Here is a 23758-nt window from a genome sequence, read left to right as displayed (position 1 = left end):
TCAGGGAACAATTCCCTTGTCTGGTGGCGATAGCGAAGCGGCCACACCCGTTCCCATGCCGAACACGGAAGTTAAGCGCTTCAGCGCCGAAAGTAGTTGGGGGTCTCCCCCTGTGAGGATAGGACGTTGCCAGGCCATATGAAGGACGACCAAGCACATGCTTGGTCGTCTCTTTTTGTATAATTTATGCGTACGGTGTCGGATAAGGAGGATTTTCACATGACTCGAAAGCCTAAAAATAATCCATTCACGTTTATGGAAATGCTTGAACAGCACGTTCGGGAAGGACGTGTGTCGTTTCATGTGCCAGGTCATCATAACGGGACCGTGACAGATGATAGCCTCCCGACAGCATTTAATAAAATCATGCCGTATGATTTAACCGAACTTGCACATCTGGATGACCTTCATCACGCTGAAGGGATTATCCAGCAAGGTGAAGAGGCTCTTGGGACCCTGTATCAAAGTAAGAGTAAGTGGTTAGTCAACGGATCGACCGTTGGCAACTGGAGCATGTTAGCTGCGACAGTCAAACGAGGTGAGCGGGTATACGTCCAGCGAAACTCACATAAATCAGTTTGGAACGCAATTGAATGGTTGGGCTTAGAGCCGATTTTATTAACTCCTGAACTAGAACGGGGTAGCGGTCTGCCGACGGTCGTTTCCCTTCGTACTGTCGAAGCGGCAGTTACGCAATATCCCGGAGGAAAAGCGTTACTGCTTACGTCCCCGACTTACTATGGGGATATGGCAGATGTACGGGCAATCAGTCGTTTTCTGCAGACGTTAACGATTCCCTTACTTGTAGACGAGGCGCATGGGGCACACTTGATTCATCCGAATCTTCCAAACCGCTCAGCGATTTTTGAAGGTGCGAGCGCTGTCGTCCAGTCCGCCCATAAGACACTCCCGGCATTCACGATGGGGGCCTGGATTCACTATAAGGAAGATATTAATGAATCGCGTTTGTTTCATGCGCTTTCTTCCTTCCAAACGTCTAGCCCGTCTTACTTGATTATGGCATCTCTTGATCACGCTCGAGCTTATCTCGAAAATTTGAGTGACCGAGATTGGTCACTGATTCAAACGAGTCATTTAGCTTTTATTATGGAAATGAGACGTGCCGGTTTCACGATAAAAGTGGGCGACGATTTCACAAAAATGACGGTACTGACTTATCCGAAGAACGGTTTGATTTTTAGTAGACATCTATCTTCGATTGGAATTGATATTGAGCTTGCGGCCGCGGACCATGTGTTATTCTGTCTGCCGTTCCGGGAATTAAAAACGCAAGAGATCCATCATTGGGTGAAGCTGATTAAAAATGCTTCTCAGCATGTCCCGCTCATTGACGAGGATGAAACAATTTATCCGTTTCCGATGACGGAGCCTGTTTCGCGCCTTCATCTTATAAAAGAAGATACACACGTCGTGCGCCTTCCGTTCGATGAAGCGATCGGACGCGTTGCAGCTGAGACGATTATCCCTTATCCGCCAGGGATCCCTTGGATTTTAAAAGGTGAGACCGTGACGGATGAGAAAATTCGTGTGTTAAAAGAGTGGATTTCGTTGGGACGGAACCTCCAGGCGAACAGACATGTTATGATAAAACAAATTGATGTTATCGTAGAGGAGTTTTAAACGTGAAAGGTATGTTCATCACTGTCGAAGGTCCAGACGGGTCTGGAAAGACGACGCAGTTGCAATTGCTGGCTAACGCCTTGACTAAAAAAGGGTATGAGGTTGTTATGACACGAGAGCCAGGAGGAACAAAAGTCGGGAATAGCATCCGGGAAGTGTTATTGTCTCCAGAGCATGACGAAATGACACCACGCACCGAAATGATGCTGTATGCAGCGTCTCGTGCACAAAACGTGGATCAGGTGATTCGTCCGGCCATCGACCGGGGTGCCATCGTTGTTTGTGACCGGTTTGTCGATGCATCCATCGCGTACCAAGGGTATGGTCTTCAGTATGACTTAGAGCAAGTTGTGTCGCTCAATAAGTGGGCGACAGCTGGAGTCACACCCGATTTGACTTTCTTATTCGACTTAAGTCCAGAGCAGTCGAGTCATCGCATGAAAGAACGCGGGCAGTTAGATCGAATCGAGAGTCGGAACGAGGCGTTTCATCAACGCGTCTATGAAGGTTTCTTGACGTTACTTCAACAAAATCCTGGCCGAATGGTCCGAATCGACGCAAGCCAGACGATTGAACTCATCCAAGATGAAGTGTTCGATATCACGATAGAACGACTACACGAAAGAGGAGTGAACGAATTATGAAAATGGTAATCGCAATCGTACACGATAAAGACAGCGCGCGTTTGTCAGACGCTTTAATTGAAGAGGATTTTCGAGCGACGAAATTGGCTACGACCGGAGGCTTTTTGAAGGAAGGTAATACGACGTTCATGATTGGTGTACCGAAAGAACGCCTTGACGATTTGCTAGGTTTGATCAAATCGAACTGCTCAAGCCGCGATCAAATGATTACGCCGATCTCGCCTATGGGTGGACATGCCGATTCATACATTCCGTATCCTGTTGAAGTCCAAGTTGGCGGAGCGACTATTTTCGTCTTGCCGATTGAAGGATTTCATCAGTTTTAATGGGAATGGTCACACATATGCGATTCCAAGAGTTGACTGAATCACAGAAAGTCGTAGCAAAAGTGATTGAGAATTCGATTGCCGCTCAAAAAATCGGGCACGCCTACATTTTTTCGGGTGACTATGAACCTTATCTGATTGAAACGGCCCAATTATTTGCCAAGGCACTTTTTTGTGAGATGCCTAGCGGGGCTGAACCTTGTGGCGTTTGCCGAAACTGCAAACGGATGGATTCTGGCAATATCGTCGACTACATGGAAGTTGAACCGGACGGGGCCAGTATCAAAAAAGAACAAATCCAGCAGCTATTGAGCGACCTGTCGTTACGGGGAGCCGAGGGCGATCGTCAAGTCTATGTGATCCACCAAGCGCATAAGATGACGACGCAAGCAGCGAACAGTTTATTAAAGTTTTTTGAGGAACCCGGTGTCGGCAAACTCGCCATTTTGGTGACGACGCAACCTCAACTGCTTCTCCCGACGATTCGTTCCCGGGCTCAACACTTAGTATTTCGCCCCATTGACCGGGTCCGCCTTGCTGAAAAACTGGCAGAAGAGATGCAATGCACGAACGATTTGGCACGTCTTGCCCTGACCGTTTATCCGAAATGGGACGATGCGCGCGAGGCACTTCACAACGACTGGTTTGTACAGGCGTACGGGCTAGTGGTACAATTAGTTGAAGTATTGACAAAACGGCCGCAAGAGTTGCTTTTGTTCGCCCAAGAGAAGTGGCTCGGTCACTTCAAAGGGCGCAATGAACTCCGAGTCGGCCTCGAACTGTTCGAAAGTTGGTTGGAGGAAGCTCTCCACTTCAAAGTTCGAACCGATTATGTCCCGGAACTGTTCACGAAAGAGCAGTCGTTATATACGGCTTTCGTGAATGATCGTCCGGTACACAAAATCGTCCATGCCATCGAATTCGTTCATGAAGCGATTCGACGGCTCGAGGCAAACGTCAATCCTCAATTAACGTTCGAACGGTTAACGTTCGATTTGCAGAAGGGATAGGAGAGCGTGCTTGAAGTAGTTGGAGTCCGTTTTAAAGAAGCGGGAAAAATCTATTACTTTTCACCAGGCGAAGCAACGCTTGAACGTGGAGACCATGTCATCGTCGAGACGGTGCGAGGAATCGAATACGGTGAAATCGTCCAAGTTGGTAAACAACTAGGTGAAGACGAAGTCGTCTTGCCGTTGAAAACGATCCTTCGTGTCGCCGATCAAAAAGATGCCGAAATCGTTCAAGACAACCGATTGGCAGCTGTTGACGCTCACGCCGTCTGTGAAGAAAAAATTCGCGAACATCGACTTGAGATGAAATTAGTAGATGTTGAGTATACATTTGATCGTAATAAAGTTATTTTTTATTTCACGGCTGAGGGGCGCGTTGATTTTCGCGAGCTTGTTAAAGACTTAGCGAGCGTGTTCCGGACACGGATCGAACTCCGACAAATCGGGGTGCGGGATGAAGCGAAGCTACTCAGTGGAATCGGTCCTTGTGGTCGAGTGCTGTGTTGTTCCTCGTTCTTAGGCGAGTTCGAACCGGTGTCCATCAAGATGGCCAAGGATCAAAACCTTTCCTTGAACCCTAACAAGATCTCCGGTGTATGCGGTCGTCTCATGTGTTGTCTCAAATATGAGAACGATACGTATGAAGAATTGAAACGAGACTTGCCAGACGTCGGGAAGCGAATCAAAATTCCAGAAGGTGACGGACGTGTCGTCGGTCTCAACATCTTGGATCAGTTGATTCAAGTCGAATTGAATGACCGGACTCGTGTTGTGACGTATACGATCGATGAACTCGTCGAAGTCGGTGCGGTCAAACGAAAACCGTTGAAACAGTGATGGGGTGCTGAGCAGTGGAGAGAATGGATAAAAAAGAAGTTATGATGCGGGTCGATGCCATCGAGCAACAGATGTACGTGTTGACGGAGCATTTAAGCGTGCTCAAAGAACAACTCGCCTATTTGCTTGAAGAAAACCAACATATGTATCTCGAGAACCATCACCTGCGTGAAAAGGTTGAGCAGCTTGCAGAAGTCGAAACCCCTGATGGCGATCCGCAAATCGCTTTGTCCGGAAAAGGACAGAACAACTTGGCGGCGCTCTATCAGGAAGGGTTCCATATTTGCAACTTGCACTACGGACAAGTCAGAAAAGATGGCGATTGCCTCTTCTGTATGTCGATGTTAAATAAGCATTAATCGGGGGCGATAGACGGAGGAAATCTCTGTCCGTCGCCTCTGTTGTTATATAGGAGGGAAACAGCGTGACTGTAAAACAAGGGGAGCGCCTTGACGATTTGCTTGGACGCCCCGGTAAAATCATCCAAAGTGATGATGTCTTTTCATTCTCATTGGATGCGGTGCTACTCGCCGAATTCGTTTGGGTACCGATTCAACAAGGAAAGTTGGTCGATTTATGCGCTGGCACCGGCGCAATCCCGCTCTTTTTATCTTATCGGACGAAAGGGACGGTGACGGGCGTCGAGATTCAACCCCGGCTCGTCGACATGGCGAATCGCAGCATTGAGGTGAACGGTCTCGAAGAGCGGCTTCACATCATCGAAGGAGATGTGAAAACGGCCGCCTCCAGTCTCGGCCATGCCCGTTATGATGTTGTGACGTGTAACCCACCTTACTTCCTGGCCAATGAGACGTCGCTTCGCAATCAAAATGAGCACCATACGATTGCTCGTCACGAAGTACTCTGTACGCTTGAAGATTGCATTCGTTCGGCAAGTCAGCTTGTGAAGCCAGGCGGGAAAGTCGCGTTCGTCCATCGGCCCGAACGGCTGCTCGATATCGTCACGCTCATGCGGGCATACCGCATTGAGCCGAAGCGGATGCAGCTCGTCTACCCGAAGGCAGGACGAGATGCGAACACATTACTTATAGAGGGGTCTAAAGATGGAAAACCAGGACTCACGATCTTACCTCCGTTTATCGTTTATGAGGAAGATGATACGTATACGAAAACGATGCGAGACATCCTCGATGCGTAACTATTATGCGTATATTCTCGAATGCAGTGATCAAACCTACTACACCGGTTACACGACTGATATCAAAAAACGGGTCACTGTGCACAACGCCGGTAAAGGTGCGAAATATACGAGGGCGCGTCTCCCGGTCAGTCTTCGATACGTCAAGTCGTTCGAGACGAAACAGGAAGCGATGCGGTATGAATGGTCGATCAAACAATTGACCCGCGCTCAAAAACAGCAGCTGATGGAGGGGACGACCAATGAATTCACAGAAAAGTTATCAAACTGAGGGGCCGACGCTTTATGTCGTACCGACACCGATCGGCAACTTAGAGGACATGACGTACCGTGCCGTCCGCATCATGCGTGAAGTCGATTTGATTGCGGCCGAAGACACACGGCAAACGATGAAACTATGTCGTCATTTCGAGATCGAGACGAAATTGGTCAGCTATCATGAGCACAATAAGCAAGTTAGCGGACCCCGTTTAATTGAAGACATTCAAAACGGTAAGTCCGTCGCCGTCGTATCGGATGCGGGCATGCCTGGTATTTCAGATCCGGGGAGTGACCTCGTCCGACTCGCGATCGAGGCGAAGCTGCCAGTCGTCGTCTTGCCGGGTGCGAACGCGGCACTCACGGCACTCGTCGCATCTGGCCTCGCGACAGAACGGTTCTTATACTACGGGTTTTTACCTCGTAAAAAGAAAGAGCGGACCGAAGTGTTGGCTTCCCTTCAATATGAACCGGGAACACTCATCTTTTATGAGGCACCGCATCGGTTGAAAGAAATGTTGACCGGGGTGAAGGACGTACTCGGTAATCGCGAAATCGTGCTCGGTCGAGAGTTGACGAAAACGTTCGAAGAGTTTTTAAGAGGCACGGTTGAAGAGGCGCTCGCATGGTGCGAGGGCGAGGTGCGTGGCGAATTCGTCGTCATGGTGAGCGGCTCTACAGAGTCGGCACCGACGAGCGACTGGTGGGAAGCGCTGTCGCCTTTAGAGCATGTCGACCGGTACATCGAAGACGGACTCAAACCGAACGCGGCCATTAAGCAAGTCGCGAAAGAGCGTGGCTTGGCACGAAGCGAAGTCTACGATGCGTATCATCAAGTCGACAAAAAAGAGTAAGCAAGGATTCCCTTGCTTACTCTTCGCTGTAGTAGTTCTCGAGCATGTTTTTCAACTCGACGAGAACGCGCTGTGCGCCTTCAGGTGAAAGGATGAGTTTTCCGTCAGCCAACTTGAAGTTGTCGTCAGATACTTCGCCTGTCACTTGGCATGTCATGTTCGGTTTGTATTTTTTTAAGATGATTTGTTCGTTGTCGACGTAAATTTCGAGTGCGTCTTTTTCAGCGATACCGAGTGTCCGGCGCAATTCAATTGGAATAACGACGCGGCCGAGCTCGTCAACTTTCCGTACGATACCTGTAGATTTCATTTTGTGTTTCCTCCTCCAATGATGTCGAAATCTCATGGTGACATGAATCGTCAAAATTCGACAATGTGGCTTCAGCAAAAAGCATACTAAACTTTCCAATTGCAGTCAACTGCTTACTATTGGAAATGCGCATTTTTCGAAAAATGACGATAAGGGAATCATATATCCATAAAATTCCCCGAAAGTTTGCACCTGAAACAAAGAAAGGGTTTTTTTGGAACATTTTTTATAAGCTAGTATCAAATTAATTCCAAACAATTGGTTTGGAAATTCTTTTGTCGAACCGTGTATAATGGAAATTGCAAATGTCGAAAGGATGGAGAACATACTATGGCGAAGCCAACTTTTTATATCACGACTCCGATTTACTATCCGAGTGCGAAACTACACATTGGTCATGCCTATACGACGGTGGCCGGCGATGCGATTGCTCGCTATAAGCGTTTAAAAGGATTTGACGTCCGTTACTTAACTGGAACCGACGAGCATGGACAGAAGATTCAAGAAAAGGCCCAAGAAGCTGGCGTGACGCCACAAGCGTTTGTCGATGAAGTCGTCAAAGACATCCGTGTGCTTTGGGACAAGCTTGAGATCTCATATGACGATTACATCCGGACAACTGACGCCCGTCATAAAGCGGTCGTCGAGCACGTATTTGAGACACTGCTCAAAAATGATGATATTTACCTCGGTGAGTACGAAGGGTGGTACTCAATCCCGGACGAGACGTACTATACAGAATCACAACTTGTTGATGGAAAAAGTCCTGACAGCGGCCATCCGGTGGAACTCGTGCGCGAAGAGTGCTATTTCTTCCGCCTCAGCAAGTATGCGGACCGGTTGATCGAGTACTTCGAGTCACATCCGGATTTCATTTTACCGGAATCGCGTAAAACTGAAATGATCAACAACTTCTTGAAGCCGGGGCTGCAGGATTTGGCAGTCTCGCGGACGACGTTCGACTGGGGTGTACAAGTCCCGTCGAATCCGAAACACGTCGTATACGTCTGGGTCGACGCGCTCACGAACTATATCTCCGCGCTCGGCTACGGGACAGATAACGATGAATTGTTCAATCGTTACTGGCCGGCAGACGTACACTTGGTCGGGAAAGAAATCGTTCGTTTCCATACGATCATTTGGCCGGCGCTGCTCATGGCGCTTGACCTACCGCTACCGAAGCAAGTGTTCGCGCACGGCTGGTTGCTCATGAAAGACGGTAAGATGTCGAAGTCAAAAGGGAACGTCGTCGATCCGATTCCACTCATCGACCGCTACGGTCTTGATTCGCTTCGCTACTACTTGCTCCGTGAAGTCCCATTCGGTGCAGACGGCACGTTCACACCGGAAGCGTTCGTCGATCGCTTGAACTTTGATCTCGCGAACGACCTCGGGAATCTTCTCAACCGGACCGTTGCCATGATCAAGAAGTATTTCGATGGCAACGTACCGGCTTATGCGGGGAATGTGACGGCGTTCGATGCGGAACTTCTCCGTATGGTAAACGAAACGACGAACAAGACAGAAGAAGCGATGGAGCATATGGAATTCTCGGTCGCCCTCGCAAGCATTTGGCAACTCGTCAGCCGAGCCAATAAATATATCGATGAGACACAACCATGGGTGCTCGTAAAAGATGAGTCGAAGCGTGATGAGCTTGCATCTGTGATGACGCACCTCGCGGGCGTACTCCGCCATGTCGCGATCATGATTCAACCGTTCATGACACGGGCGCCGAAAGAAATGTTCCGTCAGCTCGGACTCGTTGACGAAGACATGTCATGGGAAGCGCTCGATACGTTCGCTGCCTTTGATGGAGCGGTCGTGACGGACGGAACGCCGATTTTCCCACGTCGAGACGTGAAAGAAGAAGTCGATGCGATTCAAGAGATGATGCGTCAAGCTTCGCAAGCGCGCATCGAAGCGGAAGCAACGCCGACTGAAACTGAAGATGAGGACGTCCGTCCAGAAATCACGATCGATGTGTTCGACCAAGTTGAGTTTCGGGTCGGGCAAATCGTCGAAGCAGATAAGATCAAGAAAGCGAAAAAACTATTGAAGCTTCAAGTCGACCTTGGCGGCGAAACGCGACAAATCGTCTCGGGCATCGCCGAATGGTATGCGCCGGAAGACTTAGTCGGTAAAAAAGTGATCGTCGTCGCCAACTTGAAACCGGTCAAACTCCGCGGTGAACTGTCTCAAGGAATGATTTTAGCAGCCGATAAAGATGGTAAGCTAGAACTCGCCACCGTCTCAGAGAATATGCCGAACGGGGCCATCGTCAAATAATTTTGAGGGAGACTTCGGTCTCCCTCTCTTTGTCTAAATAAGGAGGATGCATCATGTTGATTGATACGCACACCCATATTAACGCTGAGCAGTTCAATGAAGATGTCGAGGCGACAATCGAGCGTGCTCGCACTGCCGGCGTCTCGCCGATGCTCGTCGTCGGATTCGATACACCTACGATTGACCGTGCCATTGAGTTGGCTGAGGCGTATGAGGACGTCTACGCCATCGTTGGCTGGCATCCGGTCGACGCGATTGACTGCACCGAAGCTGAACTCGCCCGAATTGAAGCGCTTATGGCACATCCTAAAGTGATGGCACTCGGGGAAATCGGCCTTGATTATCATTGGGACAAGTCACCGAAAGATGTACAGCAGCGTGTGTTCCGTCAGCAAATCGCAATCGCGAAGCGGACGAACATGCCGATCGTCATCCACAACCGCGAAGCGACGGCGGACGTGCTCGATCTGCTAGAAGAAGAGCACGCGGAAGTTGTCGGCGGCGTGTTTCATAGTTACAGCATGTCTGTCGAATTGCTCGAACGCTGTTTAAAGCTGAATTTTTATATCTCGCTCGGCGGACCGGTGACGTTCAAAAACGCCAAAGTGCCGAAGCAAGTGGCGCAGCAAGTACCGCTCGACCGTCTTCTTGTCGAGACGGATTGTCCCTATTTGACGCCGACACCGTTCCGCGGTAAACGAAATGAGCCGGCATACGTCACTTACGTCGCTGAAGAGATTGCAGCGCTCCGCGGCATGCCTTACGAAGCACTCGCCGAGGCTACGACCGCCAATGCGAAACGGCTGTTCCGACTTCCATGATGATTAGACGTTTTGTGTTGAGTGTAGGCGTCATTGTCGTTGCCGTCTTCGCCTACATGATGATGCAGCCGGAGAAGATTACGATTATCGATAACGGAGTCAAGATTGAGCACGATACACAGGCTGATTCGGTCATCGAAGTGCTCGCCGAGGCCGGGATCACGATCGATGAGGCTGACTATGTGACGCCGGCGCTCAGTGCGGACATCCCGCCGGAGCGTGTCATTCATATCGAACGGGCCCAAACGGTGTCGCTCCAGATCGGTTACGGTCAAATGGAGACGATCGATACCCGTGAGCGGACCGTTGGTGATGTCCTGCTCCGATACGGTGTGAGCGTGCGAGAAGGTGATGATGTCTATCCGTCGGTCAGAACACCGATCACGTCAGGCATGACGATTCGCTATCAGCCGGTCGTGGCGCTTGATTTGATCATAGGAGATGATGCGACAAAAGTTTATACGATGGCATCGACCGTGGAAGAGGCGTTACGAGAAGCCCGAATTGAGATTTCAGATAAAGATACGGTCGTTCCGGCGCTCACGGCCGAAGTGCGTGATGGGATGACGATCACCGTCAACATGAGCCGAGACGTCGTTCAATATGAGAACCGCTTAATCCCGTTCGAGATCATTGAAGAAGAGGATGCGACACTTGCAGCCGGGACGACCGAAGTGTCACAAGTCGGCGTCCCTGGTCTAGAGCGGACGCGGTATGCACTGACAGTTGAAAATGGTACAATTACAAATCGGACCGAGACAGACGTCGAAATGGTGCAGACAGTGCGACCGCAAATCATTAAGGTCGGTACGAAAGTCGCAACCGAGCGCGAAGCCGAGTTTGAAGCAGCCGAAGCGCCGACTGAGACCGTTGACTCGACAAGTCCATTCCGCGAGGAAGCGGAAATCAAAATCGAGGAAACGCCTCGGGCCGACGATGTCCTCGACTTCACATCAGCCAAACAACTCCTCGTCGAGGCCACCGCCTATACGAACAATGCAGAAGACACCGTGACGTATGACGGCAGAGTACTGACGCGCAGCGGCTATGACGTGACGGATACGATCCTTTATGAAGGAATGCGGATCATTGCGGTCGACCCGGCCGTCATCCCGCTCGGAACCCGCGTCTATATCGAAGGGTTTGGCATGGCGATCGCTCTCGATACAGGCAGCGCGATTAAAGGCAATATTATCGATATCATGATGGATACGAAAGAGGAAGCGGTCACGTTTGGTCGTAAGCCACTGACGATTTGGGTGATCCCGAAGCAAGAAGAGAAAGAAGGAACTGACAATGCGTGAGAAAATACAAGAAGTGATCGTCGTCGAAGGACGCGATGATACAACCCGGCTTCAAGAAGTGTACGACGTCGACACGATTGAAACGAACGGGTCGGCCGTGTCAAAACAGACGATCGAACGGATCAAACGTGCCCAGGAGACACGCGGTGTCATCATCTTGACCGATCCGGACTATCCGGGCGACCGGATCCGGGCCATCGTCGAAGAGCAAGTGAAGGGCTGTAAACACGCCTACCTCCCTCGGGCCGAGGCGAAAGACAAACGAGGGAAAATCGGCGTCGAACACGCGACACCTGCGACAATCCGTCGTGTGCTCGAGGCGGTTTATGAAACACGAGTTGAGACGGACGAGCCACTCGTCACGCGACAAATGGTGCTCGAGGCCGATTTGATCGGTGGAGCGGATGCCGCAACTCGTCGCAAGCGTCTTGGCGTCTTGCTCCGCATCGGGGAACCGAACGCCAAACAATTTGTGAAACGAGTCGAAGCGTTGCGCGTGACCATCGAGGAATGGGAGCGGGCACTCGCTCAGTTAGAGGAGGAAAATCATTGAAAGATATTGCAACGATTCATCGCACGAAAGCGATTTTACAACGTCACGGCTTCTCATTCAAAAAGTCGCTCGGACAAAACTTTTTAATCGACTTGAATATATTAAATAAAATCGTCGACGCCGCAGAACTAGATGAAGCGAGCGGTGTGCTCGAAATCGGTCCGGGAATCGGCTCGTTGACGGAACAATCGGCCAAGCGGGCGCAAAAAGTGGTCGCGCTTGAAATCGATCAACGCCTTCTACCGATCCTTGAAGACACGATGGCGCCTTACCCGAACGTTCACGTCATTCATGGGGACGCGCTTGAGCTCGACATTCGCAGCATCGTGGAACGTGAGTTCTTGAGTGAAGGGATTGACGATATCGCGGTCGTCGCCAACTTGCCATATTATGTGACGACGCCGATTATCATGCGTTTGCTCGAGAGCCGGATCAAGTTCCGTTCGCTCGTCATGATGATTCAAAAAGAAGTGGCTGAGCGCATCGGGGCGAAACCTGGCACGAAAGCGTACGGTTCGTTATCAATCGCGATCCAGTATTATGCGGAAGCGAGTGTAAGCTTTATCGTACCGAAAAGCGTGTTCATGCCGGCTCCAAACGTCGACTCGGCCGTGATCACGCTCAAGATGCGTCCGCGCCCGGCTGTCGATGTCGAAGACGAAGCCTTTTTCTTTGAAATCGCCCGCGCTAGTTTCGCGCAACGTCGAAAAACGATTTTGAACAACTTGACGAATCATCTCGGCAAAGATAAAAAAGTAGACCTTGAACGTCTCTTGAATGCAGCGGGAATCGACCCGAAACGGCGAGGCGAAACGCTTTCGCTTCAAGAGTTTGCACGCTTAGCAGACACAATTTTACCACTTAAAAATAGTTGACGACTGGATAGCGAGTCGCTATAATATTTACTCTTTATTTCCGTTTTAGAATATGCTATACTTGTAACAGTGAGGTGAAGCGTATGCCAAAGACGTTGCAAGAAATCAGACAAAAACTCGAATCACATGTTGGAGAACGATTGACGTTGAAAGCAAACGGCGGTCGTAAGAAAGTCGTTACTCGGTTTGGAACGCTCGTTGAGACGTATCCCGCGGTGTTCGTTGTCAAGTTGGATGAAGAGCATCACAACGTGGAACGTGTCTCTTATAGCTACGCTGATGTCCTAACGGATACAGTTAAAATTGAATTCAGTAATTGATCGATAAATGAGGGGCGGATGCATTGGCAGCTGCTTCTTTTTTTGTGCGTCCGTTTACGGTACAATGGCGAACAGGAGATACATTGGGAAGGGTGAACGATATGCGTACGATCAGTGTGAAAGCGCCGGCAAAAATCAATTTGACACTAGACGTCCTCGGGAAGCGGACGGACGGCTATCATGAAGTAGAAATGGTGATGACGACAGTGGACTTGTCCGACCGGCTCGAATTGACCGTACTCGATACGGATGAGATTCGAATCCAGTCTGAGCACGCCTATGTCCCGAGCGATCATCGGAACTTGGCTTATCGCGCGGCCGATTTGTTGCGGAAGCGGTTCGACATCACAGAAGGAGTCGAAATCGTCCTCGATAAACAAATCCCGGTCGCAGCAGGGCTCGCCGGAGGATCGAGTGATGCGGCGGCGACGCTTCGGGGAATGAACGAACTGTTCGAGCTCGGTTTAACGCTCGAGGAGTTAGCAGAGCTTGGAGCCGCGGTCGGTTCAGACGTCTCGTTTTGTGTGATGGGTGGAACCGCGATCGCCCGGGGTCGCGGTGAGATATTAGAGACGATTCCGTCACCGCCGCCGTGCTATGTCGTGTTGGCGAAGCCGAAGCTCGGTGTATCGACGGCTGACGTGTATCGAGCCGTTCAGATGGAGAAAATCGTCCATCCAGACACTGCGGCGATGGTTAAAGCGATTCGTGAACGGGACTTTGACGGAATTTGTGCGAACCTCGGTAACGCGCTTGAAGGTGTCACGCTTGAACTGCATCCCGAAGTCCGTCAAATCAAAGAGACGATGCTGCATTGTGGTGCTGATGGCGTGTTGATGAGCGGCAGCGGCCCGACCGTATTCGCGCTCATCGAGCACGAGCAAAAAGCGCACCGCGTCTATAACGGACTGAAAGGATTTTGTCCGGAAGTGTTCGTCGTTCGGATTCTCGGCAAAAAACATTGAACAAAGACGAATGAAAGTGATATATTCTGTTTAGAACATTCGTCTATTATTGACAAAGTGAAGGGGAATCCGTATGAAAATTCGTAGAAGTGGTCGTCTCGTCGATATGACCCGTTATATGCTTGACCATCCACATCAGCTCGTCTCGTTATCGATGTTTTCGAGCCGCTATCAGTCTGCTAAATCATCGATCAGTGAAGATTTAGTCATCGTCAGTGAAATGCTCGCCCACGACGGTACCGGGAAATTGATTACCGTGCCAGGTGCGGCCGGGGGAGTCATGTTCATTCCAGGGTGGAGCAAAGACAAGTCGCTATCGATGATCGATAGCTTGTGCGATCAACTGTCGAAACCGGAGCGTCTGCTTCCGGGAGGCTATTTATACTTAACCGACGTGCTTGGTAATCCGCGTCAAGTGAAACCGATGGGACAAATCTTCGCCTCGGTGTTTGCGGACCGTAAAGTCGACGTCGTCATGACGATTGCGACAAAAGGGATCCCGCTCGCCTACGCGGTCGCTGAGCAATTAGGTGTTCCGTTCGTCATCGTCCGGTCCGACAGCCGTGTTACGGAAGGGTCGACCGTCAGTATCAATTACGTTTCCGGCTCGTCAAAAGCGATCCGTACGATGGCGCTCGCCCGTCGAAGCTTGCCACGAGGCGCAAACGTCTTGCTCATCGATGACTTTATGAAAGCAGGCGGGACGATCCGTGGGATGATGAGCCTGTTGAATGAGTTCGAGGCAAACCTCGCGGGTGTCGGTGTCTTGATGGAAGCCGAAGGTGCCGAGAAGAAAATGGTAAGTGAGTACGTCAGCTTGATGAAGTTGACGAACGTTGATGCAGATGAAGGACTCGTCACAATTTCACGCGGTAACGTCGAACAGTTCTTAAAGTGATTGGCAAAAATTTGATTTCGTTTTATGATGAGAGGGTATATCAGTCATACGGAGTCAATCGGTTCGCTTGAATCACTTTAACCTTTTAGTGAAAGTACACCATGGCATAGACAACGAAGAAAAGGGGATGCGAAACATGCAGATCACAGACGTAAAAATTCGCAAAGTGACGACGGAAGGTAGGATGAAGGCGCTCGCTTCAATCACGCTTGACCAAGAGTTTGTCGTGCATGACCTTCGAATCATCGAAGGAAGCACCGGGCTCTTCGTCGCGATGCCGAGTAAACGAACGCCGGAAGGCATTTTCCGAGACATCGCTCACCCGATCAATGGAGATATGCGCCAAAAAGTCGAGGCGGCTGTGCTCGAAGCCTACGGCACGGTCGATGTTTCCACTTACGAAGCACAGGAATCATACAACGGTATAAACGAATAATGACTCGACAGCGGATGGGGACCCTTCCGCTGCCTTTTTGCGTTTGATTAGTTACGAATGGTTACAACGGTTGAAACCGCGTCACGGTTTCGATATAGTAGAAACGGTGTATTCAGGATTTAAATATAGAAAAAACCGAACGATTGAATAAAAACAGTCGATTAAGATAGGGGCGAATCAAGAATGGATCGTTTTGCAGTCATTTTGGCAGCAGGTAAAGGGACGCGTATGAAGTCTAAGCTCTATAAAGTGCTTCATCCGGTCCTCGGAAAACCGATGGTCGAACATGTCGTCGACCAACTCGACAAAATCGGAGTCAGTCGTCAAATCGTCATCGTCGGTCACGGGGCTGAAGCGGTACAAGAGACGCTAGGCTCGCGCGTCGAGTACGCGGTCCAAGAACAGCAACTTGGAACGGGCCATGCGGTTCAAATGGCAGAAGCTGAGCTCGCTGGTAAATCAGGTGCGACGCTTGTCGTCTGTGGTGACACACCACTTCTCACAGCGGAAACGTTGGAGGCGCTCCTTGCCCATCATGAGGCGCAGCAAGCGAAAGTAACGGTACTGACGGCGATCGCTGACGATGCGACCGGTTATGGTCGTGTCATCCGTGGAGAAGACGGTAACGTGACGAAAGTCGTCGAACATAAAGACGCCTCTGCTGCAGAGCAAGCGATTCTTGAAATCAATACGGGAACTTACGTGTTTGACAACGAATTATTGTTTGATGCCCTCAAACAAGTCGGTAACGATAACGTTCAAGGTGAGTATTACTTGCCAGACGTCATCGCGATTGCGAAAGAAGCAGGCGAAGTTGTCGCGGCCCATACCGCGCCGACGTTCGGTGAGACGATCGGTGTCAACGATCGCGTCGCTCTCGCGCAGGCTGAAATACTCATGCGCAAGCGGACGAACGAACGCCTTATGCGTGAAGGTGTGACCTTCATGGACCCGGCCTCGACATACATTTCGCCGGACGCCGTCATCGGATCAGATACGATCATCTACCCAGGGACAGTCATTCTTGGCAAGACGGTCATCGGTTCGGAGTGCGTGATCGGACCGAACTCGGACATCCGCAACAGTGTGATTGAAGACGGTGCAACCGTTCGTCAATCGGTACTCAGTGATAGCCGTGTCGGAAGTCATGCGCAAGTTGGGCCGTTCGCCCACCTTCGTCAACAAGCAGTCCTTGGCGCCAATACGCGCGTCGGCAATTTCGTGGAAATCAAAAAATCAACGTTCGGGGACGGTGCGAAAGCATCGCATCTCAGCTATATCGGAGATGCCTCGATCGGTGAACGTGTCAATCTCGGATGTGGATCGATCACGGTCAACTATGATGGTAAGAATAAGTTTGAGACGGTCGTTGAAGCAGACGCGTTTGTCGGATGTAACGTCAACTTGATTGCCCCGGTAACAGTCGGGAAAGGTGCGATCGTCGCTGCCGGTTCAACGATTACAAACGATGTCCCTGAAGAAGCTCTCGCGATTGCGCGCGAGCGTCAAACGAACAAAGAAGGTTACACGAAACGCTAAGTTGCTGCCTATTACTATGGAAAACGATGGAGGAGAATCCTAAACATGTCTACTGTATATGAACGTGAAATTCGCCTATTTAGCTTAAACTCGAACCGCCCGTTAGCTGAAGAAATTGCCAAAGAAATCGGTGTCCCACTCAGCGACTGCCAAGTGAAGCGGTTTAGCGACGGAGAACTTTACATCAATATCGAGGAGAGCGTCCGAGGCGACGATGTGTACATCATCCAATCGACGAGCTCACCAGTGAATGAAACGCTCATGGAATTGCTCGTGATGATCGATGCGCTGAAACGGGCCTCGGTTCGCACGATCAACGTCGTCATCCCATACTATGGTTACGCACGCCAAGACCGTAAAGCACGGTCGCGTGAGCCGATCACAGCGAAACTCGTTGCCGATCTGCTTACGGTAGCCGGAGCGACACGCGTCATCACAATGGACTTGCACGCCGCTCAAATCCAAGGTTTCTTCAATATTCCAGTAGACCAATTGTTAGGTGTCCCGCTCATCTCGACGTATTTCGAGACAGATGAGTTCAAAGCAAAAGATATCGTCGTCGTCTCACCAGATCACGGCGGTGTCACGCGCGCGCGGAAGCTCGCAGAACGTTTGAAAGCACCAATCGCCATCATCGACAAACGACGCCCGGAAGCGAACGTGGCCGAAGTCATGAACATCGTTGGCAGCGTTGAAGGCAAAACAGCCATCTTGATCGATGATATCATCGACACGGCCGGTACGATCACACTCGCAGCAGACGCAATTGTCCAAGCGGGAGCAAAAGAAGTATACGCTTCATGTACCCACCCGGTTCTGTCTGGTCCGGCAATGGAGCGAATCGACAACTCGTCAATCAAAGAACTCGTCGTCCTTAACACGATCGATTTGACTGGTCGCGAGTACTCGAGCAAAATCAAGCAGATGTCGGTTGCCCGTTTGCTTGGGGAAGCGATCATGCGTGTCCACGAGCACAAATCGGTGAGCACGCTGTTCGATTAAAAAAACGAGGCCCGAAGGCGTTCGCCTTTGGGCTTTTTTGTTCAGGAGGAACATGATGAAATGTATCGTCGGTCTCGGGAATCCGGGTAAGAAATATGGAATGACCCGTCATAATATCGGGTTTTTAGCAATTGATCGGTTAGCGGACAAGCACGGGATCACGCTTGACGAAGCCAAGTTTAAAGCAGTCATTGGAACGGGAAGAATCAATGGAGAGCGGGTCGTCCTCGTCAAACCGCTCACGTACATGAATCTATCAGGTGAAGCGGTCCGTCCGATTCTCGATTACTATAAAATCGATATCGACGATTTACTCGTCATCTATGATGATTTAGACATGGTCCCAGGCAAACTCCGCCTGCGTCCGAAAGGGAGTGCCGGTGGACATAATGGCATCAAGTCATTGATTCAGCACCTCGGGACGATGGATTTTAAACGGCTTAAGCTTGGCGTTGGACGTCCGCCGCACCCGATCAAAGTTGTTGATTGGGTACTGATGAGTTATCGAAAAGAAGATATGTCCGAATTGAACGATACGCTCGACCAAGCCGTGGCCGCCGCAACAGATTTTGTGGACACGGACTGGGTCGCGCTCATGAATCGATATAACTAAAGGGTCACAGCACCCTTTTTTGTCGTATAAGGTGGAGGAAAACAAATGAACGCTTTAGAGAGATTTATGGTGACACTGCCGGAGACGAACGTGATTCGAGACCGGTTGCCTAAAGTCGACCGTCAACTCGTCACGGGATTGACGACAAGTGCCAAAGCGCTCGTTTTGGCCGGTTTGGCGAAACAGTCGACACGCCGTCTCGTTGTCGTCACCCATAACATGTACCAAGCCCAAAAGATGTTCGACCAGCTTGAGCCGCTTGTCGGACCGAGCAAGACGTTGCTCTATCCGATTGACGAGACGCTCGCCGGTGAACTGTCGCTCACATCCAGTCCCGAGCTCCTCGCCGCGCGAATCGAAGCCAGAACACGTCTCCTGACCGAAGAGGGAGGCGTCCTTGTCGTCCCGCTCGGTGGCTTGCGTCGTTTCGTACCGAGTCCGACCGATTGGCTGTCGAGTCATCGGACGATCAAACCAGGGCAAGAACTTGATTTAAAGCCGTTTGCCTCAACACTGATTGAACTTGGTTACGAGCGGACGGCCACGGTGACGGCACCGGGTGAGTTTTCGGTCCGCGGCAGCATTCTTGACGTCTATCCGCTCACGGAAGCGAGACCGTATCGAATTGATTTGTTCGACACGGAAGTCGATTCCGTCTTCACGTTCGATGCGGAGACGCAACGGTCGTTAGGTGTCGTTTCGGAAGCGGTCATCACGCCGGCGACCGAGTTCGTCGCATCGGTCGAACAGTTGAAAAAAGCCGGGCAAGCGCTCGAACGGCAATACGACCGGACGCTCGAGCTGATTGAAACCGAGACGATTCGACAAGCGCTTGAATCAGGTATCGCCCGCGACATCGAGCAGTTCGGGCGCGGTGATGTACCGGAGAAGCTCGGGAAGTACACGCCGCTACTTTATACGTCGACGCTGCTTGACTATGTGGGTGCTGATTCGGTCCTCATGTTGGACGAAGTGGCCCGCATCGAGGACGCGGCGGACGTGCAAGACCGTGAAGAGGCCGAATGGTTCTCGTCACTGATCGAACGCGGGGAGTCGGTCAGCAACTATACGCTCGCCGTGCCGATGCACAAAGTGTTCCGAAGCTTGAAACAAGTCGCGTTCTCGCTGCTGCCATCACGGCGTTCGGGGATCCCGGAGACGAATACGGTCCATCTCAGTTGCCGCCCGCTCCCTGCCTTCCACGGACAGATGCACTTGTTGAAGCAAGAAGTCGAGCGGTGGCAACAAAGTGATCACCGGATCGTTTTCCTCGCCGGGGATCAAATGCGGGCAGACAAAGTCGTGGCGCTCCTTGAAGACTACGGGATCCCGTCTACGTTCACGAATGTTGACGGGGAGCTGTTGCCACGCCATGTCCACGTCATGATCGGACAGGTCGAAGGCGGATTTGAGTTATCGACGAGCCGCCTCGTCGTCGTCTCGGAAACGGAACTGTTCAAGCGGGTCACGAAACGGAAACGGCAGACGAAGAATTTGACGAACGCCGAACGGATCAAGAGTTATCAAGAGCTGAAGCCGAATGATCATGTCGTTCATATCCATCACGGGATCGGGAAATACTTAGGGATCAAAACGATCGAAGTCGGTGGGATCCATCAAGATTACCTCCATCTCGTGTACGCCGGGGATGACGCGCTTTACGTGCCGGTCGATCAAATCGACCTCGTCCAAAAGTACGTCGGGGCCGAAGGGAAAGAGCCGAAGATTTATAAACTCGGTGGGACGGAATGGAAGAAGGTCAAATCAAAAGTCGCCAAGTCGGTCGAAGACATTGCCGACGAGTTGATCAAACTTTATGCGGCCCGAGAGGCATCGGTCGGCTTCGCCTTCCCGGCGGACGATGACGAGATGAGCCAGTTCGAATCGACCTTCCCGTACGCCGAGACGGAAGACCAAGTTCGATCGATTGCCGAAATCAAGGCGGATATGGAACGGTCACGCCCGATGGATCGCCTGCTTTGCGGCGACGTCGGATATGGCAAGACCGAAGTCGCGATCCGGGCGGCGTTCAAGTCGGTGCTCGCGGGCAAACAAGTCGCGTTCCTCGTGCCGACAACGGTGCTCGCGCAGCAACATTATGAGACGATGCTCGAACGGTTCAGTGAATTCCCGATCAACGTCTCGGTCATGAGCCGTTTCCGCTCGAAGAGTGAGCTGGCGGCGACGAAAAAAGGACTGAAAGAGGGAACGATCGACGTCGTCGTCGGGACGCACCGCGTGCTGTCGAAAGACGTGACGTTCGCCGATCTCGGCCTCGTCATCATCGATGAAGAACAGCGGTTCGGGGTCAAGCATAAAGAGCGCCTGAAACAGCTGAAGACGAACATCGACGTCTTGACGCTGACGGCGACACCGATTCCGCGGACGCTTCATATGTCGATGATCGGAATCCGTGATTTATCTGTCCTCGAGACACCGCCGGAGAACCGTTATCCGGTTCAGACGTACGTCATGGAATACGACGGCATCGTGTTGCGAGAAGCGCTCGAGCGCGAACTCGCCCGTGGCGGCCAAGCGTTCTTCTTATATAACCGAGTCGAAGGGATCGAGCGGAAAGCCGAAGAGATTCGGGCGCTGTTGCCGGATGCCCGTATCGCGACGGCGCACGGCCGGATGACCGAGACCGAGCTTGAAAGTCAGCTCATCAGTTTTCTTGAAGGAGAAGCCGACGTCCTCGTCTCGACGACGATTATCGAGACCGGCATCGACATCCCGAACGTGAACACGCTCATCGTGCACGACGCCGATAAGATGGGGCTGTCGCAGCTGTATCAGCTTCGAGGACGTGTCGGCCGATCGAACCGGATCGCGTATGCGTACTTCACGTATCGGAAAGACAAGCGATTGACCGAAGTTGCGGAGAGCCGCCTCCAAGCGATCAAAGAGTTCACCGAGCTCGGTAGCGGGTTTAAGATCGCGATGCGTGACTTATCGATTCGCGGGGCCGGCAACCTGCTCGGTGCCCAACAATCCGGGTTCATCGACTCGGTCGGGTTCGATCTGTATTCACAGATGCTGTCAGAAGCAATCGAAGAGCGGAAAGACCGCATGCGCGGTCAAGCGAAACAAGTCGTCTTCAAACCGGAAGTCACGTTCCAAGCGGATGCCTACATTCCGGACGATTACTTGTCGGACAGTGAACTGAAGATCGAGATGTATAAGCGTTTCAAATATGTCGATACACCAGAAGCATTGTTCGCGCTTCAAGACGAGCTGATCGAACGGTTCGGAGAATTCCCGGAACCGGTCGCGTTGCTCATCCAACTGACGCGTCTGCGCATTTACGGGGAGCTGGCGAAAGTGACACGGATCAAACAGTCACCAGAGCGGATCGATATCGTGCTATCGATGGAATCGACGACGGCACTCGATGTACCGTCGTTCATGGAATGGACGATGCCGCTCGGACGAAAACTCGGAGTCGGGCAAGACAACGGGGCGCTCAAACTGTCACTCAGCGGACGTATGCCAGTTGTCGAGCTGTTGAATGATGCCGACACGGTCCTTGAGGAACTCGTGAAGCGGTTGGTGGTCCATGCGGACGCCAAGTAAGTTCGCGACAGGCGTTGTCTTATTTGCGCTCGCAGGATACATTTCAAAATTTATTAGTTTTGCCTATCGGGTCCCGTATCAGAACATTGCCGGTGATTTTGGGTTATACGCTTACCAGACGGTATATCCGTTTGCGGCGATCGTCGCCTCGCTCGGGATTTACGCGATGCCGGTCGTGATTGCCAAAATCGGGGTCGGGGCACAAGGTCCAAGACAGAAGTTAGAAGTTCTGTGGGGCAGTTTTTATGCGCTCCTCGGCCTCGCTGTCGGCCTCGTGGTCGCGATGTTCGCGCTTGCGCCTGTCATCGCGCGCTTGCTCGGTGACCCCGAACTGGCGACGACGCTCCGGGTCATCAGTCTCAGCTACTTGTTGATGCCTGCGCTTGCGGTGCTGCGCGGGTCGTTTCAGTCAATCGATGACTTGCGACCGAGCGCGCTGTCGCAGGTGCTTGAAAACTTGATTCGGGTCGCGGTGTTGCTCGTCTCACTGCTCGTCGGTGTCCGCTTTGGACGTGACGCATATGAACTCAGTCGCTATGCTTATGCGGCGACGTTAGTCGGCGGAAGTGTTGCCGTCGTCGTCTTGTCGATTTGGGCGAAAGGGTTCCGAATCGTCGCGGTTCGTGCCGCAACACTGCGCGCCGTACTGCGTGTTCTCTTGACGAGCGGGCTTGCGGTCGGATTTGCGTCGCTCGGTATTCTTTGGATGCAACTCGTCGATTCATTCACGATCGTCAATTTGATGGGCGGCGATTATTCGGCCAAAGTGAGTAAAGGCGTGTTCGACCGTGGCTATCCGCTCGTGCAGTTTGCGATTCTCTTCACGACGGCACTCGGGATGGCGAACGTGCCGAACTTAGTCCGCCATTACCGGGCCGGGCGACTCACGGCGACGGCAACGGGCCTCAGTTCGATGATTCGAGTGACGACCACGGTCGCTGCGGCTGCAACGATCGGACTGATGGGCGTCATGTGGCCTTTGAACGTAGCGTTGTTTGAAAATGCTGACGGTACAAGAGCGCTTGTATTGTTATCGACGAGTACGTTCGCGGCCTCGCTCGCAGTCGCGAGTATGACGTGCCTTCAAGCGATCGACAAAGAGCGGACGGCCGCCTTTGGTATGCTGTTTGCCATGATTGTAAAGTTTGCGATCAATTTGCTGCTCGTTCCGCGTTATGGGATTGACGGGGCGGCAGTCGGTACATCGCTCGCATTTTTAGCGATGGCGGCCTTTAATTTTAATCGGCTCGACCAGAACATCCCGCTCGGTACGTTTCGGTTGCACCATTACGGACTGCTCTTAAAGACCGTCCTACCTATGGGCATCGTCTTGCTCGGTTTGAACGCGTTAGCGTCTGAGTCACTATATAACCGCGTCAACGCACTCGGTTGGCTCGGTTTGATGGTGGTGTGCGGCGGCGCTTTGTACGTCTGGCGAGCGGTCAGGGAACAGGTGCTGACGATCGAAGAATGGGAGATGATTCCGTTTGGAAATCGACTCATCAATTTGATTGATAAAAAGGAGACCTAA

At 51.5% G+C, this 23758-nt stretch carries 24 protein-coding genes and 1 rRNA gene; 24 read left to right on the top strand and 1 reads right to left on the bottom strand.

All coding sequences use genetic code 11. From position 1 onward, the window contains the following. Positions 1 to 19 precede the first annotated feature (19 nt). The 10 genes from rrf (at position 20) to rsmI (ending at position 6729) form a co-directional block, all read left to right on the top strand. Positions 20 to 135: ribosomal RNA gene (rrf, locus tag EVJ20_RS14665) — 5S ribosomal RNA — on the top strand. Positions 136 to 219: 84 nt separating this feature from the next. Beyond that, the gene (locus EVJ20_RS14660) at positions 220 to 1641 is read left to right on the top strand and encodes an aminotransferase class I/II-fold pyridoxal phosphate-dependent enzyme (protein ID WP_236636516.1); all 1422 of its coding nucleotides are present in this window, start codon (positions 220 to 222) and stop codon (positions 1639 to 1641) included. A 2-nt stretch (positions 1642 to 1643) separates the two neighbouring features. Further along, positions 1644 to 2285, top strand: coding sequence for a dTMP kinase (tmk, locus tag EVJ20_RS14655; RefSeq protein WP_131466508.1), 642 nt, complete (start codon positions 1644 to 1646; stop codon positions 2283 to 2285). Then, positions 2282 to 2611, top strand: coding sequence for a cyclic-di-AMP receptor (locus EVJ20_RS14650; RefSeq protein ID WP_070329395.1), 330 nt, complete (start codon positions 2282 to 2284; stop codon positions 2609 to 2611). The genes tmk and EVJ20_RS14650 overlap by 4 nt, the downstream gene beginning before the upstream one ends. Further along, on the top strand, positions 2611 to 3621 hold the full coding sequence (locus tag EVJ20_RS14645) for a DNA polymerase III subunit delta' (RefSeq protein ID WP_083274160.1): 1011 nt from the start codon (positions 2611 to 2613) through the stop codon (positions 3619 to 3621). The genes EVJ20_RS14650 and EVJ20_RS14645 overlap by 1 nt, the downstream gene beginning before the upstream one ends. Positions 3622 to 3627: 6 nt before the next feature. Next, positions 3628 to 4458 (top strand): PSP1 domain-containing protein, encoded by an 831-nt coding sequence (locus EVJ20_RS14640; RefSeq protein WP_070329394.1) that lies wholly within the window; start codon positions 3628 to 3630, stop codon positions 4456 to 4458. Between the two features lie 23 nt (positions 4459 to 4481). Beyond that, positions 4482 to 4817 (top strand): DNA replication initiation control protein YabA, encoded by a 336-nt coding sequence (gene yabA / locus EVJ20_RS14635; RefSeq protein ID WP_016510808.1) that lies wholly within the window; start codon positions 4482 to 4484, stop codon positions 4815 to 4817. A 65-nt stretch (positions 4818 to 4882) separates the two neighbouring features. Then, complete coding sequence (locus EVJ20_RS14630) at positions 4883 to 5617, top strand: tRNA1(Val) (adenine(37)-N6)-methyltransferase (RefSeq protein ID WP_070329393.1); 735 nt, start codon at positions 4883 to 4885, stop codon at positions 5615 to 5617. Continuing rightward, entirely contained in the window at positions 5610 to 5888 is a 279-nt protein-coding gene (locus EVJ20_RS14625; RefSeq protein ID WP_131441718.1) for a GIY-YIG nuclease family protein, read from the top strand. The genes EVJ20_RS14630 and EVJ20_RS14625 overlap by 8 nt, the downstream gene beginning before the upstream one ends. After that, positions 5860 to 6729 carry a 16S rRNA (cytidine(1402)-2'-O)-methyltransferase gene (rsmI, locus tag EVJ20_RS14620; protein WP_070329392.1) on the top strand — a complete coding sequence of 290 codons (870 nt, stop codon included), beginning with the start codon at positions 5860 to 5862 and terminating at the stop codon, positions 6727 to 6729. Before EVJ20_RS14625 ends, rsmI begins: the two co-directional genes overlap by 29 nt. A 16-nt stretch (positions 6730 to 6745) precedes the next feature. Here the strand turns inward: rsmI and EVJ20_RS14615 are convergent, their stop codons facing one another. Further along, a complete protein-coding gene (locus tag EVJ20_RS14615; RefSeq protein ID WP_070329391.1) occupies positions 6746 to 7039 on the bottom strand; it encodes an AbrB/MazE/SpoVT family DNA-binding domain-containing protein in 294 nt (97 codons plus the stop codon). Positions 7040 to 7369: 330 nt separating this feature from the next. Here EVJ20_RS14615 and metG point away from each other — a divergent pair, with 330 nt between their 5' ends. From metG to EVJ20_RS14545, 14 genes are all read left to right on the top strand, one after another. Next, positions 7370 to 9328, top strand: a complete 1959-nt coding sequence (gene metG / locus EVJ20_RS14610; protein ID WP_131490786.1) for a methionine--tRNA ligase — start codon at positions 7370 to 7372, stop codon at positions 9326 to 9328. Positions 9329 to 9381: 53 nt separating this feature from the next. Next, positions 9382 to 10149, top strand: coding sequence for a TatD family hydrolase (locus EVJ20_RS14605; protein WP_131466510.1), 768 nt, complete (start codon positions 9382 to 9384; stop codon positions 10147 to 10149). 14 nt (positions 10150 to 10163) lie between these two features. Continuing rightward, entirely contained in the window at positions 10164 to 11453 is a 1290-nt protein-coding gene (locus tag EVJ20_RS14600; protein WP_236633794.1) for a 3D domain-containing protein, read from the top strand. After that, on the top strand, positions 11446 to 12006 hold the full coding sequence (rnmV, locus tag EVJ20_RS14595; protein ID WP_016510695.1) for a ribonuclease M5: 561 nt from the start codon (positions 11446 to 11448) through the stop codon (positions 12004 to 12006). Before EVJ20_RS14600 ends, rnmV begins: the two co-directional genes overlap by 8 nt. Further along, positions 12003 to 12881, top strand: a complete 879-nt coding sequence (gene rsmA, locus EVJ20_RS14590; protein WP_131508735.1) for a 16S rRNA (adenine(1518)-N(6)/adenine(1519)-N(6))-dimethyltransferase RsmA — start codon at positions 12003 to 12005, stop codon at positions 12879 to 12881. Before rnmV ends, rsmA begins: the two co-directional genes overlap by 4 nt. Positions 12882 to 12964: 83 nt before the next feature. Further along, positions 12965 to 13201, top strand: a complete 237-nt coding sequence (locus tag EVJ20_RS14585; protein ID WP_070329386.1) for a Veg family protein — start codon at positions 12965 to 12967, stop codon at positions 13199 to 13201. A 101-nt stretch (positions 13202 to 13302) separates the two neighbouring features. After that, the gene (gene ispE / locus EVJ20_RS14580) at positions 13303 to 14166 is read left to right on the top strand and encodes a 4-(cytidine 5'-diphospho)-2-C-methyl-D-erythritol kinase (protein WP_131466514.1); all 864 of its coding nucleotides are present in this window, start codon (positions 13303 to 13305) and stop codon (positions 14164 to 14166) included. A 73-nt stretch (positions 14167 to 14239) separates the two neighbouring features. Next, positions 14240 to 15064, top strand: coding sequence for a pur operon repressor (gene purR, locus EVJ20_RS14575; RefSeq protein WP_071398630.1), 825 nt, complete (start codon positions 14240 to 14242; stop codon positions 15062 to 15064). Positions 15065 to 15200: 136 nt separating this feature from the next. Next, on the top strand, positions 15201 to 15500 hold the full coding sequence (spoVG, locus tag EVJ20_RS14570; protein ID WP_070329383.1) for a septation regulator SpoVG: 300 nt from the start codon (positions 15201 to 15203) through the stop codon (positions 15498 to 15500). A gap of 183 nt (positions 15501 to 15683) precedes the next feature. After that, complete coding sequence (gene glmU / locus EVJ20_RS14565; RefSeq protein ID WP_131508733.1) at positions 15684 to 17039, top strand: bifunctional UDP-N-acetylglucosamine diphosphorylase/glucosamine-1-phosphate N-acetyltransferase GlmU; 1356 nt, start codon at positions 15684 to 15686, stop codon at positions 17037 to 17039. 45 nt (positions 17040 to 17084) lie between these two features. Further along, entirely contained in the window at positions 17085 to 18041 is a 957-nt protein-coding gene (locus tag EVJ20_RS14560) for a ribose-phosphate diphosphokinase (RefSeq protein WP_016509622.1), read from the top strand. 55 nt (positions 18042 to 18096) lie between these two features. Beyond that, positions 18097 to 18654 carry an aminoacyl-tRNA hydrolase gene (gene pth / locus EVJ20_RS14555; RefSeq protein WP_070329381.1) on the top strand — a complete coding sequence of 186 codons (558 nt, stop codon included), beginning with the start codon at positions 18097 to 18099 and terminating at the stop codon, positions 18652 to 18654. A gap of 45 nt (positions 18655 to 18699) precedes the next feature. Then, positions 18700 to 22227 (top strand): transcription-repair coupling factor, encoded by a 3528-nt coding sequence (gene mfd / locus EVJ20_RS14550; RefSeq protein ID WP_131466516.1) that lies wholly within the window; start codon positions 18700 to 18702, stop codon positions 22225 to 22227. After that, positions 22211 to 23758, top strand: coding sequence for a polysaccharide biosynthesis protein (locus EVJ20_RS14545; protein ID WP_131508731.1), 1548 nt, complete (start codon positions 22211 to 22213; stop codon positions 23756 to 23758). Before mfd ends, EVJ20_RS14545 begins: the two co-directional genes overlap by 17 nt.

This window comes from Exiguobacterium sp. SH0S1 (assembly GCF_004337165.1).
GTDB lineage: Bacteria > Bacillota > Bacilli > Exiguobacteriales > Exiguobacteriaceae > Exiguobacterium > Exiguobacterium aurantiacum_A.
The sequence above is the reverse complement of the archived record's forward strand: the minus strand, read 5'-3'. Positions and strand labels throughout refer to the sequence as shown.

Coding starts and splice junctions, on each gene's coding strand:
- EVJ20_RS14660 (WP_236636516.1), top strand. CDS start 220: ATGACTCGAAAGCCTAAAAATAATCCATTCACGTTTATGGAAATGCTT.
- EVJ20_RS14650 (WP_070329395.1), top strand. CDS start 2,282: ATGAAAATGGTAATCGCAATCGTACACGATAAAGACAGCGCGCGTTTG.
- EVJ20_RS14645 (WP_083274160.1), top strand. CDS start 2,611: ATGGGAATGGTCACACATATGCGATTCCAAGAGTTGACTGAATCACAG.
- yabA (WP_016510808.1), top strand. CDS start 4,482: ATGGATAAAAAAGAAGTTATGATGCGGGTCGATGCCATCGAGCAACAG.
- EVJ20_RS14625 (WP_131441718.1), top strand. CDS start 5,610: ATGCGTAACTATTATGCGTATATTCTCGAATGCAGTGATCAAACCTAC.
- rsmI (WP_070329392.1), top strand. CDS start 5,860: ATGAATTCACAGAAAAGTTATCAAACTGAGGGGCCGACGCTTTATGTC.
- EVJ20_RS14615 (WP_070329391.1), bottom strand. CDS start 7,039: ATGAAATCTACAGGTATCGTACGGAAAGTTGACGAGCTCGGCCGCGTC.
- metG (WP_131490786.1), top strand. CDS start 7,370: ATGGCGAAGCCAACTTTTTATATCACGACTCCGATTTACTATCCGAGT.
- EVJ20_RS14605 (WP_131466510.1), top strand. CDS start 9,382: ATGTTGATTGATACGCACACCCATATTAACGCTGAGCAGTTCAATGAA.
- rnmV (WP_016510695.1), top strand. CDS start 11,446: ATGCGTGAGAAAATACAAGAAGTGATCGTCGTCGAAGGACGCGATGAT.
- EVJ20_RS14585 (WP_070329386.1), top strand. CDS start 12,965: ATGCCAAAGACGTTGCAAGAAATCAGACAAAAACTCGAATCACATGTT.
- ispE (WP_131466514.1), top strand. CDS start 13,303: ATGCGTACGATCAGTGTGAAAGCGCCGGCAAAAATCAATTTGACACTA.
- purR (WP_071398630.1), top strand. CDS start 14,240: ATGAAAATTCGTAGAAGTGGTCGTCTCGTCGATATGACCCGTTATATG.
- spoVG (WP_070329383.1), top strand. CDS start 15,201: ATGCAGATCACAGACGTAAAAATTCGCAAAGTGACGACGGAAGGTAGG.
- glmU (WP_131508733.1), top strand. CDS start 15,684: ATGGATCGTTTTGCAGTCATTTTGGCAGCAGGTAAAGGGACGCGTATG.
- EVJ20_RS14560 (WP_016509622.1), top strand. CDS start 17,085: ATGTCTACTGTATATGAACGTGAAATTCGCCTATTTAGCTTAAACTCG.
- pth (WP_070329381.1), top strand. CDS start 18,097: ATGAAATGTATCGTCGGTCTCGGGAATCCGGGTAAGAAATATGGAATG.
- mfd (WP_131466516.1), top strand. CDS start 18,700: ATGAACGCTTTAGAGAGATTTATGGTGACACTGCCGGAGACGAACGTG.
- EVJ20_RS14545 (WP_131508731.1), top strand. CDS start 22,211: ATGCGGACGCCAAGTAAGTTCGCGACAGGCGTTGTCTTATTTGCGCTC.